Source organism: Seonamhaeicola sp. ABD4_175, assembly GCF_056160885.1.
This window is the reverse complement of record NZ_JBSWYC010000006.1, coordinates 1-16178: the sequence shown is the minus strand read 5'-3', so window position 1 is coordinate 16178 and position 16178 is coordinate 1. Positions and strand designations below refer to the sequence as shown.

The following is a 16178-nucleotide window of genomic DNA, read 5'->3' as shown; positions in this document are numbered from 1 at the left end:
TTGAGTGATCAAATTTTAACCGGCATTTTGAGAATCGGATTTTTTTTAAAGAGTTCGAGTGAGCGTCGGCCGCTATTGAAAGCAACGGTCTTGGCTATGGTTTCGTTACGGAATGGTACGCAAGTATCATTCCGCCGTAACCATAAATTTAGCAAAAAGGCTCGAAATTCCGATTAGGAATTTCAGCGTAATGAACTATAGCCGTTGTTAGCTACAGGGCTTTCTTTTTCCACCCATCGTATATCCATTTTTTTGCCTTGGTCCATATTCTATTCGTACTATTTTACAACAATTGACTTCTATTACATATTGAAAGTTTTCCAACATAGCTCCTCGATTTCCATAACAATCATCAAATTCAAATTCACCTGGTAAAGCTTTCTGTAATTCTGATAATTCATCTCCAACTTTAAACTTTGGAATGGTGTTTTTTAATATATCGTGTCTCACATATTGAGGAACAGCATTATATGCTATTGAAGGTAATAATTTTGGGAAAGCATATAAATAAACGAACAGAAAGAGAATCGGTAAAGTCAGAATTGGAATAAGGTGTATTTGCTTTATTTCATTCCGCTTTTTATTCCAGAGTAGATGAAAAGTCAGACCGAAAATTAGTCCGCAAACAAATGCGTCTAAAAAAACGCCCAAAAAATTGTTTGACATTAAAAATCCCCAGCCTATCAAAATTGTAAATCCAATCAGTACATAAAATCCCGATAATAGCGTAAAGTTCAGAATTCCGATTTTTTCGGAAAGTTTTGCAATTCTTTTACTCGGTATTAGGATAAATAGTCCGTAATAGATAAGAAGAAAAAAAGATGACCAAAAAATAACAACTCCAGTATCTCCGCCAGAAGCATTTTCGTATCCCAAATTCGACCAAATAATGTGTGTGATAATTTGTCCAATCCAACCCAAGACGAGTGCAAAAAATGATATTTTCTTAAAGTTTTTCATTCGCCTTGTAGCTAACGGTCTCGTATAACCGTCAGTTACGGGTTAAAGTACGCAAATTTTTCGGTTTAGCACTGACGTTAGCAATTCCGAGTGGATTCGGACGTAGTCGAATCCGCCGTAATTGCGGTTATACATTGTTGGCAACAGTAATTTAGCAATCATTTCCAATGTATAAAGTCAAATTCCATTTTCCATTTATTTTTTCAAATCCAAGCATTGTAATTGTCCCAACTTCTTTTAGTTCATATTCAGCGTAGAATATATTTTCCGAAAAATTAAATGTATTGTTCCACTCGTCATCAATTCCAATTTCTTTTAAAAATTCCCAATCAATATGCACCCAATTATTTTCTTTTAAAACATAAGTTTCTTCACAAGCTCCAATAACTGCTATCAGGGTTTCAAAATCTATATGCGTTTTTTGAAAATCAGGGTCAGAAATAAATTTTTGACTAAATTCCAAAAAATCTTTCGGAATCAATTTTTTGTCAGAGTAGGGTTCAGATACTTTTTGATAATTTTTAGCTTTTTCAAAAGCCAAGTCCCAATCATAATTTTCAACTTTACCCTTTTTGTATATTTCATAAATCGAATCCATTTTAATTTCCATTTGTTCTTGTTCAGTTATGGATTCCGATTCTTGCTTTTCAGTTTTTACTTCAGGTTCAATTTCCTGCTTTTTTTGTTTGCAAGAAATAATTAATAGAAGTAATAAAGTTAGTTTGAGTATTCTCATTTTCTTATTGTTGCCAACGGTCTCGTATAACCGTCAGTTACGGGTTAAATTAGCGATAATTTTCGGTTTAGCACTGGCGTTAGCAATTCCGAGTGGATTCGGACGTAGTCGAATCCGCCGTAATTGCGGTTATACATTGTTGGCACCAGTTATTTTTTTTCAGTTACCCATTTTAAAATATATTTGGTCAATATCTCAACCTTATCTTTTTCAGTTTCTTTTTCGTATTCCGTAATCAATTCGGTCGACTCATTAATTAATTCTTTAATGTTTTTTTCAGATACCAAAATTACTTCCTGCGTGTTTTTATCCATTACATATGGTAATCGGATTAGAGCTCTTTTAGCCGCACTGAAACCTGAAATAATCCCTCCGAACATATATGAAATATCAGAAGATTCCATCCCGTATCTTTTCATATTCATTGGAATTCCAGCTTTAAACACGAAATATTTGTCATTTTCTCCCTCAACTTTACTATACCAAAACTGAAGCTCGTGTTTAAAGCTATTTAAAAATAAATCAGTCCCATCAGAGTAGGCATATACTTCTCTTTTTAAAATTTTCTTCTTAACGTTTTTGTTAACAGGATTTAACTGATAATCATTTCCACCGTTCATTTTTATCTTTCCCTTACTTCTTTTTTCTAAATCCACGTCATAGTTTTCAGAAGGTTTTTTATCCATAACCTCTTGAAAATTTATATAAATTCCTTTTGGGTAAGTTTCCGTTTGAGCGTTTACTGTATAGTTAAATAAACAAAAGAATAAGATTAATAATGTTTTTTTCATTTTGTATGTTTTAATTGGTGCCAACGGCTTAGGCTATGATTTCATTTTTGAATACACGCAAGTATATTCGGAAAAGAAATAAAGCTGACTTATTGAAAAGGTAGTTTAGGTTTTGCATAGAGCAAAAATGAATTATAGCCATTGTTGTAATGCGTTATTTTATGTCGGATTCAGAAAAAAAAGAGTTTAAAGTATTCATCGATAAACTTATTAAAAAAACACCTAAATTTATAAATAATCTTCACGAAATAAGAAATAATGAAAAACTTCTTTCTGATGAAACACTATGTTTTGATGTAAGAGTTCTTCTTTCTTCTATTTCATGTATCGATTCAGATGTAAAAAGAATAAAACGTTTTGATTCTTGATAATCTCACCTTTTTTAAAACGTTCTTTATCCTTAATATCTATCCTTTCTATAAATAAATCTAAAACATCTTTATATTGTTTTATATATGAAACTGGTTTATCTATAAATCCACCATTGTCTAATTCAAATAATTTCAAAAGTCTATCTAAAAATTTTTTATTTATATAACATCTCTGTTCATCTATATATCTTTTCTTGTCTCTATATTTTATTAAATTGCTAATAAGTATTTCTATATGGTTTTTCTCAAACATATCTACTTCTTCATCAGTAACAAAATCCCCTTTTTTGATTTTATCTCTTCTACTTTTTTCTGTTAAATTGTATTGTTCTTCTTTTTGTGAATTCAACAAATCTATTATTTCTTTAAATAACAACAAGTCTTTTTTTCTTATGTCTTTGTTTTTAAAGTCATTCACCAATCTAGGTATTTGTTTAACTAAATCAATTGGCAACTTAGAATAGTCAATATTAAATTTACTCATGTTAAAAAAATATATTTATTTACTTTATATTAAATTCACTATCTTTGTATATGCAATGTTTTGTTTTATGCATTGCAACGGTTCGTATATGGAAAGTTGCGTGTTTGTGAGCGGCGATTTTCCGAAGGAAAATCGGAAGCAAGCAAAGGAGCAATTTCCATATGTTTTAGGTAAAACTAGCAATTTTTTATATACAATGTTGGTTTTAGTGCTTTTTTTTGATTGAAAATCAGTCGGCAATCAAATCGGCTCAATTTATTTTTTTTATCAGATTTTGATGTGTTAATCCGCAAGGTTTTTCCAATCCGCAAAAAGCTCAAAAACCGATTGAATTTTTGTTTATTCAGCAGAGTGGAAGTCCACCGCAATTTTATTCACAATTTTAGGGTTTCCGCAACGTTTGTCAAAATCCGTACAATTATTCACTCCAATTTTTGAGTTTTTAATCCGCAACATTTTGAAACTCGGCAGCAATCTTTTTCGGAATTATCTATCTTAAAATTCTAAAAAAAATTTCGAATCTAAGCACCAGGCATTTTTCTAACCGCAAACTTGCTTCAGCATTGAAACCAACGGTCTCGTATAACCGTCAGTTACGGATAAATATACGAAGTTTTTCGGTTTAGCACTGACGTTAGCAATTCCGAGTGGATTCGGACGTAGTCGAATCCGCCGTAATTGCGGTTATACATTGTTGTGGTGTCGTTTTTTATCCTCAAAATATCCATTGAATTACAGTCACAAAACCAATAATTATTAAAATTCCAATTAAAGCTAAAACCGAGAAAAAAATAAATCCACCTAATTTTTCCTTAAAGGTTTGTTTGTGGTCAGAATTATTCTTCTTTTTTTTATTTGTTTTCGGATTGAATTTTGGGATGTAATTAGCTTTTTCTTTGCTGTCAGATTCCAATTCCGTCAACTTTTTTTGAGCATAATCAGATAGTTTTGATTTGTCTCCGCGAAACACAAGTTCCTGCAAAATTTGATATCCAGAATTATTTACTGATTTTTCGTAAATCTCAACGCATTTTTTAATTCTGTCGTCTGTTGGTTCAGTCAGAATCCAATATTTTCCAGCAGAGTCCAAAAATCCGCTTTCGTAGTAAAGTTCAGCGAGTTTATTCCACAATTCAATTTCATTTGGATTTTCCTGTATTAAATTCCGCAACCTGTCAGTCGCTTTGAATTTCAGTCCGTTTTCAATTTCGGAATCTATTTTATCTAATTTTTCTTTTAAACTCACAATGTTTTTCTCAAATGCACCACAACGGTCTCGGCTATGAGTAGTTGCGTGGTTTAGCACTTAACTTTGCAAGTACACACCAAGCTGAAAATCCGCTAGGATTTTCAGAAGTAGGCGAGAACAAGCAATTACTTATAGCCATTGTTGGCGGTAGTGTTTTTTATTTAATTTTCGTTTTAATTATCTCTAAATCAGTTATATCCATTAGTTTAGCTAGTCTTATTCTTAAACTTTCACGTCTCATTGAAAAACTTTTAATTTTTTTAAATTTTTGAATTCTAAATTCGGTTAATGGTAAAAGGTAATCTTTTCCAGAAACAATTTTAAGAACATTTTCGACTGAAGCTGACCATTTTTGTCTTGATTCGTAGACTATATCATTATATTTTTCTTCCGAAATCTCTTTTAGAATTTCTGCTTTTAATTCTGCAATTCGAGAATTTGTTTTATCAGTGTCTAAAACTGTTATTTTAGATTTCTCACAACAAATATTTCCTATACCAAGCGAAATTGTTGGTTGTGTTGGAACATATTTTTTACAAATTGCATAATGAATAAACAGCTCAACTAAATCTTGTGATATACCTTTTAACCAATTATCAAAGCTTAATATCTTTTTTATTTTTTCTTTTTCAATTAGAATATTGTCGTGTATAATTTCTATTAATGGTTCTTCTTGTATCAAATAATTCTCAATACAGTATTTCTCTAACACAAATAAATAATCTAATTCTGTTTCATTAGATTCGTTTATGATATCTAAGTCACCATCTACTATGTATAATCTTTTTACATCTCTTTTTTTTTGGTCAATACTGCAAGCTTCTAAAACTTTTGATTTCCCTCCAAGTGGAATCAACTTATTAACTTTATGTCCTGTTTTTTCAAATACACGATTAATAACAACTTTATAGAACTCTTCATCATATGAATCTTCGACAAATACGTCAACAGTATTTTTGTACCTAAAAAAAACACCAATATTTGGCAGAATATTTTTATTAAAACTAATCATTCTATTGTACCTGAGTTAAATCTTGACAATACTTTTGATTTTCAATATTCCCTAAAATTGTTGGTGAGTGGGTTGCCATTATAAATTGAGTTTTAGGGCTAGCTTCAAGTAATGTTTTAACAAATAGTTCTTGCCATCCTAAATGCAGACTTAGTTCAGGTTCATCAATTATAAAAATGTCTCTTTGTTTACCGAAAATTAATTGGGCTAACATTACTATAATTTGCTTTTCACCAGAAGATAATTTGTATAGACCTGTATATTCACCATTTGGTAGTGAAATTTTAATGTCACCGTTCTTTTCTATAAATAAAGATTTTTTATTTTCTTCGAAGTATAAATTTGTAAGTGATTCAAACTTTTTGAAATCCTGATAAGATTTCTCGATTTCCTCCTGAGCACTTTCATAAAGAGAGATTATATTATCTATACGTTCTAATTGAGGACTATTTATTAACCATTGCCCCATTGACTTCATATATGATTTTGTTGGCTCTTTAAATTTCTTTTTTTGTTCTTTTATTAAGTTTTTCTGAATTTTAGTTAATTCATCAAAATAGTTTAAAATCTTTTTTTCGAGATTTGGTATTTCAAAATTCTTAGAAGCAATTAAAATTCTTTGTTTTCTTGTCTCAATATCGATGTCTGTATTTATATTAAAACCTAAATCATCGTCTCCCTGTATTGTATCAAAAGATGAGTAAATAATATTATTCTTTAATTTAGCACTAATTTGTGCTTGCTTTTGTGAGAATTCAATAAAATTATTTTTTATAAGTTTTTCTACATCCAATAAACTTTCAAATAAGTTACCTTTTATGTCTGTTGTAAAGTCTCGTTGTTGTAGAAAGTTTTCAAAAGTTAAAAGGTCAATCTCACCTCCTTCGTGTATTCTTCTATCTAATCCTAAAAAAATAGGTGTGTTAAGCTTTCTAATTGATTTAACAGCTTCTAATTCAACAAATAAAGATTCGTATCTTGAATATCTGTTTAAAATATGTCGCATTTCAATCCTGCTAAAGTCACCAATTTCAACAGTTGGTAAATCTTGAACCTTTACAGTACTTGCTCCATTATAATCAGGGTTTTCAGACATAATGGTTAATCTGACTTTTATATCGTCGATATATTCGGATCTGATTGTTACTTTAGTATTTTCAATTTCGAATTCAACTTGAGCGAAAGAATATTTGATTTGTGTCAGATTTACCCAGCTAGGACTTAGTAACCCTAGAATTAACTTTAAAGCAGTTGTTTTACCAGAACCATTAATTCCGACCAGAAATGTAAGTGATGTATTAAAATCTATATCAAATTTTAAGTACCCATTTACATCTTCAGCTGTAAATTTATTTATAATCATTTTTCACTTTTTTGTCGTTTAGTTTCACATTACCGCCAACGGTCTCGGCTATGAGTAGTTGCGTGGGTTAGCACTCAACTTAGCAAGTACACACCAAACTGAAAATCCGCAAGGATTTTCAGAAGTAGGCGAGAACAAGCAATTACTTATAGCCATTGTTGTAATGCGTTTTTTATTCATCATCTTTCATTGAATCCCAAAAATCGGCATCCAATTTTTTGATTTCTATTGTTTGCTCAACTTGCATTCCAAGTCCATAATCATAAATATATTCGGCAAGTTGTTTTCCATCTATCAGTACCAAAGTTGTCGAGCCATTTAAATTATTCGCATATTCAATTGCTCCTTTTGAATAATAAGAAGTTGTAATAAATACTCCTTTATTTGATTGAGCAACAGCTAAAGCTCCAACAAATTTTTGGATTTCCTCACGTCCGATTGAACTGTCTATTTTATATCGTTTAGCTTGAATATGAATTCGTCCAAGTCCAAGAACGTCCTCTTTAATTATCCCATCAATTCCGCCATCATTCGAAACTTTTGTAACAAGTCCAGAATTTTCAATTTCTCCGCCATAACCCATTTTTTGAAGAAGTAAAACCACTAATTTTTCAAAAGCAGTTGGTGTTTTGGTCAGTATTGTATTTAGAATTTCTGTGTAAACAGATTTTTTAATGTTTGAAAATGAAGAGTAAAGTTTTTCTTGAGGCGTAAGTTCTGAAGAAGATTCGTCAATTGTTAATTGTTCTTCTGTTGTTTTTTTCTTTTGTCGTGTTGGTTCTCTTTTTTCAAGTTGTTCCTCAATGTATTTATCAACCTTTTCAGGTGTTTTTAATAATTGAATTCCTGAATCATTGATTTTATACATTCCTCGTTTTGGCTTGTCCAGAAGTCCAGCCATATTCAAATAACTCAATGCCCAAGAAACTCGGTCATAAAAAATGTGTCCATTTCCAGAAGGGTACATTTCATTAACTTCCTCGTCTGTCAGTCCGAAATGTTCAGATAAAGGCTCAATGAAATCTCGAAGTTTCATTGTTCCGTTTTTATTCAATAATTCCATTACAGGAACTCTTATTTTATCGTGTTTTGGTATTGCCATTTAGTTTGGTCTTAAATGCATTACAACGGTCTCGTATAACCGTCAGTTACGGATAAATATACGAAGTTTTTCGGTTTAGCACTGACGTTAGCAATTCCGAGTGGATTCGGACGTAGTCGAATCCGCCGTAATTGCGGTTATACATTGTTGTGGTGTCGTTTTTTATCCTCAAAATATCCATTGAATTACAGTCACAAAACCAATAATTATTAAAATTCCAATTAAAGCTAAAACCGAGAAAAAAATAAATCCACCTAATTTTTCCTTAAAGGTTTGTTTGTGGTCAGAATTATTCTTCTTTTTTTTATTTGTTTTCGGATTGAATTTTGGGATGTAATTAGCTTTTTCTTTGCTGTCAGATTCCAATTCCGTCAACTTTTTTTGAGCATAATCAGATAGTTTTGATTTGTCTCCGCGAAACACAAGTTCCTGCAAAATTTGATATCCAGAATTATTTACTGATTTTTCGTAAATCTCAACGCATTTTTTAATTCTGTCGTCTGTTGGTTCAGTCAGAATCCAATATTTTCCAGCAGAGTCCAAAAATCCGCTTTCGTAGTAAAGTTCAGCGAGTTTATTCCACAATTCAATTTCATTTGGATTTTCCTGTATTAAATTCCGCAACCTGTCAGTCGCTTTGAATTTCAGTCCGTTTTCAATTTCGGAATCTATTTTATCTAATTTTTCTTTTAAACTCACAATGTTTTTCTCAAATGCACCACAACGGTCTCGGCTATGAGTAGTTGCGTGGTTTAGCACTTAACTTTACAAGTACACACCAAACTGAAAATCCGCAAGGATTTTCAGAAATAGGCGAGAACAAGCAATTACTTATAGCCATTGTTAGGCAAAGTATTTATATTAGTTTATCAATTATTATTCTTTGGACATTTGGCAAAAATTCTTCATAAAAACTTGCAGCACGGATGTTTGTCAATTTTCCTTCATCTTTAGGAATAGTAATGATAAATTCCTCTTTTATTTTCCATTTTACTTTTACGAATAAACTTTCCCAATCATTTACATTTGTTTCACTGTATTTGCCATTCATGAGACAGTCAATGAAGTTTTCAGTAACTATACCGATACCTTTAACTCTTATTTTTCTTGAACCTGGCGCATTACTTTTTAAATAAATAATATCTCCAATTTTTAATGTTCCTATTAGGTTATATAGGTCTTTTGCATTGTTATCATTCCACCCAAGTGTAAATTTACCTTCATCAAAGAATATGTCCTTCATTTCTTTTCCACCCCAATTTGAACCAGCTCCAAATATTGCCATATTATTCAGTTTTTTTCGGTAAATGTAGAGGAACTGAAAACTTTAATCTACTTATAGAACTATTTTCACTTTCCACTTGTCCTTGGGTTCCAATACCTACGGCTCCAACAAATAGACCAATTCCTCCTTTAGCTTTATCTCCTTCTTTTGCAGTTACAGCAATGTCAAATTCTATTTTTTCAACAATTTCACCAGACCTTTGATTCATAAAAACAATTCCAGCTCCATTTTTAGCTCCTACAAAAGTCAAATTTTCAGCAGAGATATTAGCTCCTTTTTCTTTAGCATATTCTTGAGATTTTTCAATTCCATCAATCACTTGCTTTAGTGATTCAAATATAAATTCATCTAATTTCATTCTGTTTTCATATTTTGCCTAACGGTCTCGTATAACCGTCAGTTACGGGTTAAAGTACGTAAATTTTTCGGTTTAGCACAGACGTTAGCAATTCCGAGTGGATTCGGACGTAGTCGAATCCGCCGTAATTGCGGTTATACATTGTTGGCAATAGTTGTTTTTTTAGTCAAATATTAAAACTATGTCAAAAAAGAGATTCGCATTATTTCGAGCTTTCCATACATAGGTACCAAGTCCGTATTCAGTTTCTTCTGGTTTTAGTTTTTGTCCATTAAAACCTGTAAATCCGATAATCACTTCGTCATCTCCAATTTCCGATATTTTTATTGAACTTTCCTTTGTTTGTCCAGAACCAGTTTTGAGAATTTCTTGTATAATTCCTTGCATCAATTTGTAATAATCATTGGTTTTTCCATCTCCAAGATTGTCAATACTCATTGCAACATATATTAACGCTGTAATATCGAATGGATTTTTTTCAAGTAGTTCCAATCCATATTTTTTTGCCTTTTTAAAATTTCTTTTGTTTGCATACTTTATCATTTTTATCGATTTTGAGGACAAAAAAGAAGAAGGATAAAATCTTTTAGGTTTATAACTGTTCATATAGTAAAGTAGCCTAAAATCTTTAGCGTCGAGAGAATCTACTGATTTTTCGTAGCGTTTAAAAACCTTTGTGTGGTGATAGTCAGATTCAATATCATTATAAAATTCGAGAACTTCTTGTTCAATCTGATTTCGGCTAATATTTTGCCCGAAACTTGAAATTGAAAAAAATGCAATTAATATTATTGTGATTCTTTTTTTCATAATTATTGCCAACGGTTAGTATATGAAAAGTAGGCGATTCCGAAGCACCAAACTTTCGGTAAAGCACAAAGCTTGATACGAGCCAAAAGCCTTAATTTTACTACTGTTTCGCCTATTTTTTATATACATTGTTACCCACAGGTTTTTTATTTTTCTATCGAAGTTTCCCATCCGTCATAGTCTCCATTTAGTTCTTGGGCTTTTTCCCATAGCTCTAAAGTGTATTCGTCAATTTCGTCATATCCGACTTTGTCAACTCTTGAAATTGAAATGACAAATTTGTATTCATTGGGCTGTTCAGTTTTGCCTTTATTTTTTGTTTCAAATCCTAAACTGGTCGTAAAACTCTCAAACTGGTCGAGTTCATTTTGTGTCTTAAAATAAATCCAATGGAAAACTTCTCTCGCTTTGGTCAAGCCGTCTCCACCTTTTTCAAGTTGTTCAAGAACACGTCTGTTTTGGATTACTTGAATTTGTCTTGGTAAAGGATATAAAAAGTCAAAATAGCCACTCCACTCTTTATCTGGTTTATGTCCAAAATCAAATTCGTACTTTGGAAATGCTGTCATTGTCGAGGAAACTTCTTTTTCCATAAGAATCGTGTTTTCTCCGAAAAAATAAAGGTCTCGAAATCCGTTTGATGTCAAGCGACCTGCAAATGTGTAGTTCAGTTTATTTCTATCAAATGCTTTTATTATTGCATCTTCTATTTCCCATAATTCGTCTGCGTCTTCATTGCTTGAAAGTCCATTTTCTTTAGGGTTTGGCATTTTAATAGAAACATAAACAACATTTTCTTGTCCATTTATTGGTGCAATGTTGATTAAGTTCAAATCGGTCGCAATAGAACTCAATTTGTCATTTACGTTTGAAAAGTAAAAAGTCCAATCTGGCTGGTAATCAGATTTCTTTTCTGTCTGTCCGAATAGTTTACTTAAAAATCCCATTATCAGTATTAAGGTCAATATTTTTCGCATTCGCTGTCTTCAACTTGTGGGTAACGGTTCGTATATGGAAAGTTGCGTGTTTGTGAGCGGCGATTTTCCGAAGGAAAATCGGAAGCAAGCAAAGGAGCAATTTCCATTTGTTTTAGGTAAAACTAGCAATTTTTTATATACAATGTTGGTTTTAGTGCTTTTTTTTGATTGAAAATCAGTCGGCAATCAAATCGGCTCAATTTATTTTTTTATCAGATTTTGATGTGTTAATCCGCAAGGTTTTTCCAATCCGCAAAAAGTTCAAAAACCGATATAATTTTTTTTTATTCAGCAGAGTGGAAGTCCACAGTAAATTTTATTCATAATTTTAGGGTTTCCGCAACGTTTGTCAAAATCCGCACAGTTATTCACTCCGATTTTAGAGTTTTTAATCCGCAACATTTTGAAACTCGGCAGCAATCTTTTTCGGAATTATCTATCTTAAAATTCTAAAAAAAATCGAATCTAAGCACCAGGCATTTTTCTAACCGCAAACTTGCTTCAGCATTGAAACCAACGGTCTCGTATAACCGTCAGTTACGGGTTAAAGTACGCAAATTTTTCGGTTTAGAACTGGCGTTAGCAATTCCGAGTGGATTCGGACGTAGTCGAATCCGCCGTAATTGCGGTTATACATTGTTGGCAACTGGCTTCTTTTATTCACGATTAAATACTTGATTGTAATATTCGTTCAACAATCCTTTTCCGCTATGTTTGGTTTGTAAAATCAGTTTTGATTCAGCACAAGCCTTTTTATATAAATTTTGTTCTTTCTCATTCAGACTCTTTGAGCCCAAATAAACCATTTCATAAATCGGATTAGATTGTTCCAATTCAAACGCCTTTTTTAGCATTTCTTTTCCTTTAATTTCCAACTCTTCGTAGTCGCCAAATTCGTAAGGGAAAATTGAAATCGCATATCCAGCGATAAAATTAAATTCTGCTAATTCCGAGTACTTTTTCAGTCCGTTTTTTAATTCGGATTCCAATTCAGTTCGTAAGTCAATATCTTTTTTAAAAAGTCCGTTCACATCTTCAAGCATAGACCACAAAAAGAAGAAATAATATTTCCACGTTTCAAAATCCGCGTTGTTTTTCGAAATCAGGTTTCGATATTCAGAATATGCTTCATTATATTTTTCGGCAGATTCTAATTCAAATATTTGTTCCAGATTTTGATTCATTCGTGATTTTTTCAGCTTGTTGCCAACGGTCTAGTATAACCGTCAGTTACGGGTTAAATTAGCGATTATTTTCGGTTAAGCACAGACGTTAGCAATTCCGAGTGGATTCGGACGTAGTCGAATCCGCCGTAATTGCGGTTATACATTGTTGTGCGTTCGTTTTTATTCTTTTTTATTTTTCCATTCAGAGTATTCAGTCCAATCGTTTAGATAATCCGTTTTCAATTCATTGTCCGAACGTTCTTCAAATCCATATTTTGAAGCTCTTGGATATTCCGCTTGAGAAACAATATCTCTGAAATCTTCGTTGGCTTTTTTTATGAGATAATCAATTGCATTCAAGTCCGAATTTGCCAATTTTAGAACTGCTGCTCCAATTCGGTTTTGTCCGTTTTGAGAGTCACTCGTAATTTCTGTCAGTTTACGTTTTACTAAATCCGAATTTTCAGGAAATTCACGGTCAATTAGTTTTTCCAATTCCGTGTCTGAAATTTTTGCGACAGGTTGCTCAATTTTTGTTTTTATTAATTCAATTTCATTCATAATGTCGCGTTTCTCAAATGACGCACAACGTATTTGTATAAGATTAGTTGCGGTTTTGTGTGCGAGGATTTTCCGCAGGAAAATCAGACGTAACAAAATTGCAACAACCATTAGTTAAGCCCTAATTTAGCAATTAATTTTATACGTTGTTACCAACTGGTTTTATTTTTTCAATTTTCCGAACGTTTTGCCTCAAAGTCATTTAGGATTAACCATTGGAAATCTAAATTTTCCTCGTCAGAAACTGTATTTGGGTAATTTTCAGTTTTAATTTTTTTCATTTGTTTTGCCGTTATCTAATTCAGCAAAAACATTGGAATCGTAAATTTTCATCGTTAAAAAATAACCAGGGAAATTTCCGCAAAGTTGTTCCGAACGTTTTGCCGTTCAGATATTCAGCAGAAACCATAGTTTTTTCTAAATTTTCGATGCAAAAAAGAACTATAGGCGGGCTTAAATTCCGAGTGATTTTCCGCTTTACGAATTCAAATTCAGAGTTTGATTTTCAGAAGATTTTCGGTTTAATGATTTATCAGCAGAAAAGAACAAACCCTTGGTTTAGCTTAGTGTTTGCGGACGATTCAACTTGTTGGTAACGGTCTAGGCTATGAGTAGTTGCGTGGTTTAGCATTTAACTTTGCAAGTACACACCAAACTGAAAATCCGCGAGGATTTTCAGAAGTAGGCGAGAACAAGCAATTACTTATAGCCATTGTTGCCAGCAGTTATTATTCCTATTGTATAATTTTACTCTTGTTCTGGCTTTTTTAGCTTCTCTAAAGTTTCTCGAACTTGTCTTTGTACCTCTTCTTCAGTTAGTTCAGTCTTTTCATCTTCTGGCAAATCAAATTCCACGTTTAATTCATCTTCTTTCGTTTCATCAACGAATTCTGCCTCTTCAGCATCTAAATTCGATGTATTTTCTTCAATTTCAAGATTGAATTTAGAAAAATTTACAGCCTTTAATTTAGATACCATTTCTTCTATCTTATCGAGCTGTGCAGAAATCTCAGGGTTGTTTGCTATCAAATTTGCAAGTTGAAGTTGTTTTGCTAGGTCAGGAACATTATTATCTGAAAATATTCTAGTGATTTCTTCATTTACTACTTTAACTTTTTGCTGAATTTTTAAATCCTTTTCTGCGGCTATATTAGCCGCCTCAGCAGCAAATTTCTCAGCTTCTTTAGATTTTCTATCAACTTCAGCTTGATAAAAATCTTCAGTTAATTCTTTTCCTCTTGAAATTAATTTCCCTCCTTCTTTGGCCCAAGGCCATATAAATTTGAGAAATCTTTTCCATTTAGTTAGTTCAACTTCACTTTGAAGATTTGCAGGACGTCCAATGAACTTTACAATCCTATTATTTTGTTCTTTTTCTCCAGAATTACTCATGGTCAAATTTGAATTTTGGATTGCGTATTTCGTCTAACCTAAATGTTATTCCACTGCCACCAACCATTTTGTAGAGCTTAGATAATTCAGATAATAAGTTTCCTACTTCTTCTTTCGAGGCTGTGCCAGGTTGTATTAGAAGGCTGATATTTGAGTTTTCAGATATTTTAGCATCTTTATAAAGTAGATACTTTTTTAACTCTTCTAGGGAAAATTGTAAATCTTTTTTCCATATTTTAAGGTTAAATCCTAAATTTAGTCTATTTAGAGACTGTTTTTCTTTATCACGAAGACGAGCAACTTCTTCATATTTCTGTTTTTTCACAAGCCTATTTTTTTCCAAAATAATGCTTTTGAGATTTTTGATTTCTATCAATAAATCTTCAAATGTATTGTCAGAATCAAGTTTATTATTGAGAGCCTTAATAGTTAAGGCTAAATCGTCTTCAAATTCATGAAGTTGCTCGAAAAGACTTTCAACGGAAGTGGTTTCAACTAAGGCATTAAGAACTAATTTTTCTTCTTGGCTAAATTCAATTCTATTTTTAAAAATCATATTTATTGGTTTTTAATTGCTGGCAACGGTCGCGTATAACTGTCAGTTACGGATAAATATACGAAGTTTTTCGGTTTAGAACTGGTGTTAGCAATTCCGAGTGGATTCGGACGTAGTCGAATCCGCCGTAATTGCGGTTATACATTGTTGTAGCCAGTTTTTTACTCATAACAGAATACGTTTATTTTTTCACAGTCGTGCTCGTGTCCATAAATAAATAATGGTTTTTTAATATCAAGTCCATTAAATAATTCCATTTTATTCAGTTCGAATGCTTTATTCAGCAGTAAATAGGTTTTATATATGTACGAATTCCTTAAGCTTTGATAAAAATCAGTTTCAAAGACATCATCAAATATTTCGGCTTCCTCTAAACATTCTTCTAGTTCTATCAAGTTGCTCCAAATTTTTGAGTAGTCGATACGTCCCAAAATTTCAAAGAAGTCTTTTTTGTAGTTGAAATCAAAGTATTCAGGTTTTTCTAAAATAGGATAATTGCCTTCTCCAAATCCACTTATCCAAGCATATGGCTCAAAATCATATGTAAGTAAGATTATTTGAATTTTTGAACCTTCAATGTTTCTAATTCCTTTTTTAATTTTTTCGAAAGATGATATTAAATTTTCTGAAAATCCATTAATAATTTCAGTTTCGTGAATATCAAATCCAATAGCTTTTTCATAGCATTTCAATAGCTTCTTATTTCCTTTTGCGATTTTAAAATTCCCAATTACAGATTCGTCGTAAAGTTTAACGGTCTTTTGCTCGTTAATACTAAATACATCTGGATTTTCTGTTTCAAGTAAATCAAGCCATTGTGAAAGTGATGGATGTTGAATTTCCTTGAAATTTTCTAGAAATAGGCTTTTAAGGTTTGAAATTATTTTTTGATTAAGGCTCATTTTCAAATTGGCTACAACGGTTAACGGCTAGAAATTCGTTGCGGAAAAATCCGCAGGATTATTCCGCCGTAAAACGAATTTAGTAAAAAGAAATGAATTTTCG

General features: G+C 31.9%; 18 protein-coding genes. All 18 read right to left on the bottom strand.

Annotation, left to right across the window (positions count from 1 at the left end; translation table 11 throughout):
- Window positions 1-207: 207 nt before the first annotated feature.
- The 18 genes from ACXAG4_RS15260 to ACXAG4_RS15175 all read right to left on the bottom strand — a co-directional run bounded on the left by ACXAG4_RS15260 (window position 208) and on the right by ACXAG4_RS15175 (window position 16075).
- Complete coding sequence (locus ACXAG4_RS15260; RefSeq protein ID WP_475296958.1) at window positions 208-960, bottom strand: hypothetical protein; 753 nt, start codon at window positions 958-960, stop codon at window positions 208-210.
- 151 nt (window positions 961-1111) lie between these two features.
- Window positions 1112-1696 (bottom strand): hypothetical protein, encoded by a 585-nt coding sequence (locus ACXAG4_RS15255; protein WP_475296957.1) that lies wholly within the window; start codon window positions 1694-1696, stop codon window positions 1112-1114.
- A gap of 149 nt (window positions 1697-1845) precedes the next feature.
- Complete coding sequence (locus tag ACXAG4_RS15250) at window positions 1846-2487, bottom strand: DUF6563 family protein (RefSeq protein WP_475296956.1); 642 nt, start codon at window positions 2485-2487, stop codon at window positions 1846-1848.
- A gap of 315 nt (window positions 2488-2802) precedes the next feature.
- The gene (locus ACXAG4_RS15245; RefSeq protein ID WP_475296955.1) at window positions 2803-3342 is read right to left on the bottom strand and encodes a hypothetical protein; all 540 of its coding nucleotides are present in this window, start codon (window positions 3340-3342) and stop codon (window positions 2803-2805) included.
- Window positions 3343-4057: 715 nt separating this feature from the next.
- Entirely contained in the window at window positions 4058-4588 is a 531-nt protein-coding gene (locus ACXAG4_RS15240; RefSeq protein WP_475296951.1) for a DUF6584 family protein, read from the bottom strand.
- Between the two features lie 160 nt (window positions 4589-4748).
- Entirely contained in the window at window positions 4749-5603 is an 855-nt protein-coding gene (locus tag ACXAG4_RS15235) for a DUF4435 domain-containing protein (RefSeq protein ID WP_475296954.1), read from the bottom strand.
- A gap of 1 nt (window position 5604) precedes the next feature.
- Window positions 5605-6966, bottom strand: coding sequence for an AAA family ATPase (locus ACXAG4_RS15230; RefSeq protein WP_475296953.1), 1362 nt, complete (start codon window positions 6964-6966; stop codon window positions 5605-5607).
- Between the two features lie 172 nt (window positions 6967-7138).
- The gene (locus tag ACXAG4_RS15225; RefSeq protein ID WP_475296952.1) at window positions 7139-8068 is read right to left on the bottom strand and encodes a restriction endonuclease; all 930 of its coding nucleotides are present in this window, start codon (window positions 8066-8068) and stop codon (window positions 7139-7141) included.
- A 168-nt stretch (window positions 8069-8236) separates the two neighbouring features.
- Window positions 8237-8767: a DUF6584 family protein gene (locus tag ACXAG4_RS15220; protein WP_475296951.1), complete on the bottom strand. Its 531-nt coding sequence runs from the start codon at window positions 8765-8767 to the stop codon at window positions 8237-8239.
- A 157-nt stretch (window positions 8768-8924) separates the two neighbouring features.
- Window positions 8925-9353: a hypothetical protein gene (locus ACXAG4_RS15215; protein WP_475296950.1), complete on the bottom strand. Its 429-nt coding sequence runs from the start codon at window positions 9351-9353 to the stop codon at window positions 8925-8927.
- A 1-nt stretch (window position 9354) separates the two neighbouring features.
- Complete coding sequence (locus ACXAG4_RS15210; protein WP_475296949.1) at window positions 9355-9711, bottom strand: hypothetical protein; 357 nt, start codon at window positions 9709-9711, stop codon at window positions 9355-9357.
- Between the two features lie 162 nt (window positions 9712-9873).
- Window positions 9874-10521 carry a DUF4919 domain-containing protein gene (locus ACXAG4_RS15205; protein ID WP_475296948.1) on the bottom strand — a complete coding sequence of 216 codons (648 nt, stop codon included), beginning with the start codon at window positions 10519-10521 and terminating at the stop codon, window positions 9874-9876.
- A gap of 146 nt (window positions 10522-10667) precedes the next feature.
- The gene (locus tag ACXAG4_RS15200) at window positions 10668-11468 is read right to left on the bottom strand and encodes a DUF695 domain-containing protein (RefSeq protein ID WP_475296947.1); all 801 of its coding nucleotides are present in this window, start codon (window positions 11466-11468) and stop codon (window positions 10668-10670) included.
- A 686-nt stretch (window positions 11469-12154) separates the two neighbouring features.
- Complete coding sequence (locus tag ACXAG4_RS15195) at window positions 12155-12682, bottom strand: hypothetical protein (RefSeq protein WP_475296946.1); 528 nt, start codon at window positions 12680-12682, stop codon at window positions 12155-12157.
- A 162-nt stretch (window positions 12683-12844) separates the two neighbouring features.
- Window positions 12845-13225 carry a hypothetical protein gene (locus tag ACXAG4_RS15190; protein WP_475296945.1) on the bottom strand — a complete coding sequence of 127 codons (381 nt, stop codon included), beginning with the start codon at window positions 13223-13225 and terminating at the stop codon, window positions 12845-12847.
- A 747-nt stretch (window positions 13226-13972) separates the two neighbouring features.
- Window positions 13973-14617, bottom strand: coding sequence for a hypothetical protein (locus ACXAG4_RS15185; protein ID WP_475296944.1), 645 nt, complete (start codon window positions 14615-14617; stop codon window positions 13973-13975).
- A complete protein-coding gene (locus tag ACXAG4_RS15180) occupies window positions 14610-15173 on the bottom strand; it encodes a hypothetical protein (RefSeq protein ID WP_475296943.1) in 564 nt (187 codons plus the stop codon). Before ACXAG4_RS15180 ends, ACXAG4_RS15185 begins: the two co-directional genes overlap by 8 nt.
- A 161-nt stretch (window positions 15174-15334) precedes the next feature.
- The gene (locus ACXAG4_RS15175) at window positions 15335-16075 is read right to left on the bottom strand and encodes a hypothetical protein (protein WP_475296942.1); all 741 of its coding nucleotides are present in this window, start codon (window positions 16073-16075) and stop codon (window positions 15335-15337) included.
- Between the last annotated feature and the right edge of the window lie 103 nt (window positions 16076-16178).

Coding starts and splice junctions, on each gene's coding strand:
- ACXAG4_RS15210 (WP_475296949.1), bottom strand. CDS start 9,711: ATGAAATTAGATGAATTTATATTTGAATCACTAAAGCAAGTGATTGAT.
- ACXAG4_RS15215 (WP_475296950.1), bottom strand. CDS start 9,353: ATGGCAATATTTGGAGCTGGTTCAAATTGGGGTGGAAAAGAAATGAAG.
- ACXAG4_RS15260 (WP_475296958.1), bottom strand. CDS start 960: ATGAAAAACTTTAAGAAAATATCATTTTTTGCACTCGTCTTGGGTTGG.
- ACXAG4_RS15255 (WP_475296957.1), bottom strand. CDS start 1,696: ATGAGAATACTCAAACTAACTTTATTACTTCTATTAATTATTTCTTGC.
- ACXAG4_RS15190 (WP_475296945.1), bottom strand. CDS start 13,225: ATGAATGAAATTGAATTAATAAAAACAAAAATTGAGCAACCTGTCGCA.
- ACXAG4_RS15175 (WP_475296942.1), bottom strand. CDS start 16,075: ATGAGCCTTAATCAAAAAATAATTTCAAACCTTAAAAGCCTATTTCTA.
- ACXAG4_RS15180 (WP_475296943.1), bottom strand. CDS start 15,173: ATGATTTTTAAAAATAGAATTGAATTTAGCCAAGAAGAAAAATTAGTT.
- ACXAG4_RS15235 (WP_475296954.1), bottom strand. CDS start 5,603: ATGATTAGTTTTAATAAAAATATTCTGCCAAATATTGGTGTTTTTTTT.
- ACXAG4_RS15205 (WP_475296948.1), bottom strand. CDS start 10,521: ATGAAAAAAAGAATCACAATAATATTAATTGCATTTTTTTCAATTTCA.
- ACXAG4_RS15200 (WP_475296947.1), bottom strand. CDS start 11,468: ATGGGATTTTTAAGTAAACTATTCGGACAGACAGAAAAGAAATCTGAT.
- ACXAG4_RS15185 (WP_475296944.1), bottom strand. CDS start 14,617: ATGAGTAATTCTGGAGAAAAAGAACAAAATAATAGGATTGTAAAGTTC.
- ACXAG4_RS15245 (WP_475296955.1), bottom strand. CDS start 3,342: ATGAGTAAATTTAATATTGACTATTCTAAGTTGCCAATTGATTTAGTT.
- ACXAG4_RS15225 (WP_475296952.1), bottom strand. CDS start 8,068: ATGGCAATACCAAAACACGATAAAATAAGAGTTCCTGTAATGGAATTA.
- ACXAG4_RS15250 (WP_475296956.1), bottom strand. CDS start 2,487: ATGAAAAAAACATTATTAATCTTATTCTTTTGTTTATTTAACTATACA.
- ACXAG4_RS15230 (WP_475296953.1), bottom strand. CDS start 6,966: ATGATTATAAATAAATTTACAGCTGAAGATGTAAATGGGTACTTAAAA.
- ACXAG4_RS15195 (WP_475296946.1), bottom strand. CDS start 12,682: ATGAATCAAAATCTGGAACAAATATTTGAATTAGAATCTGCCGAAAAA.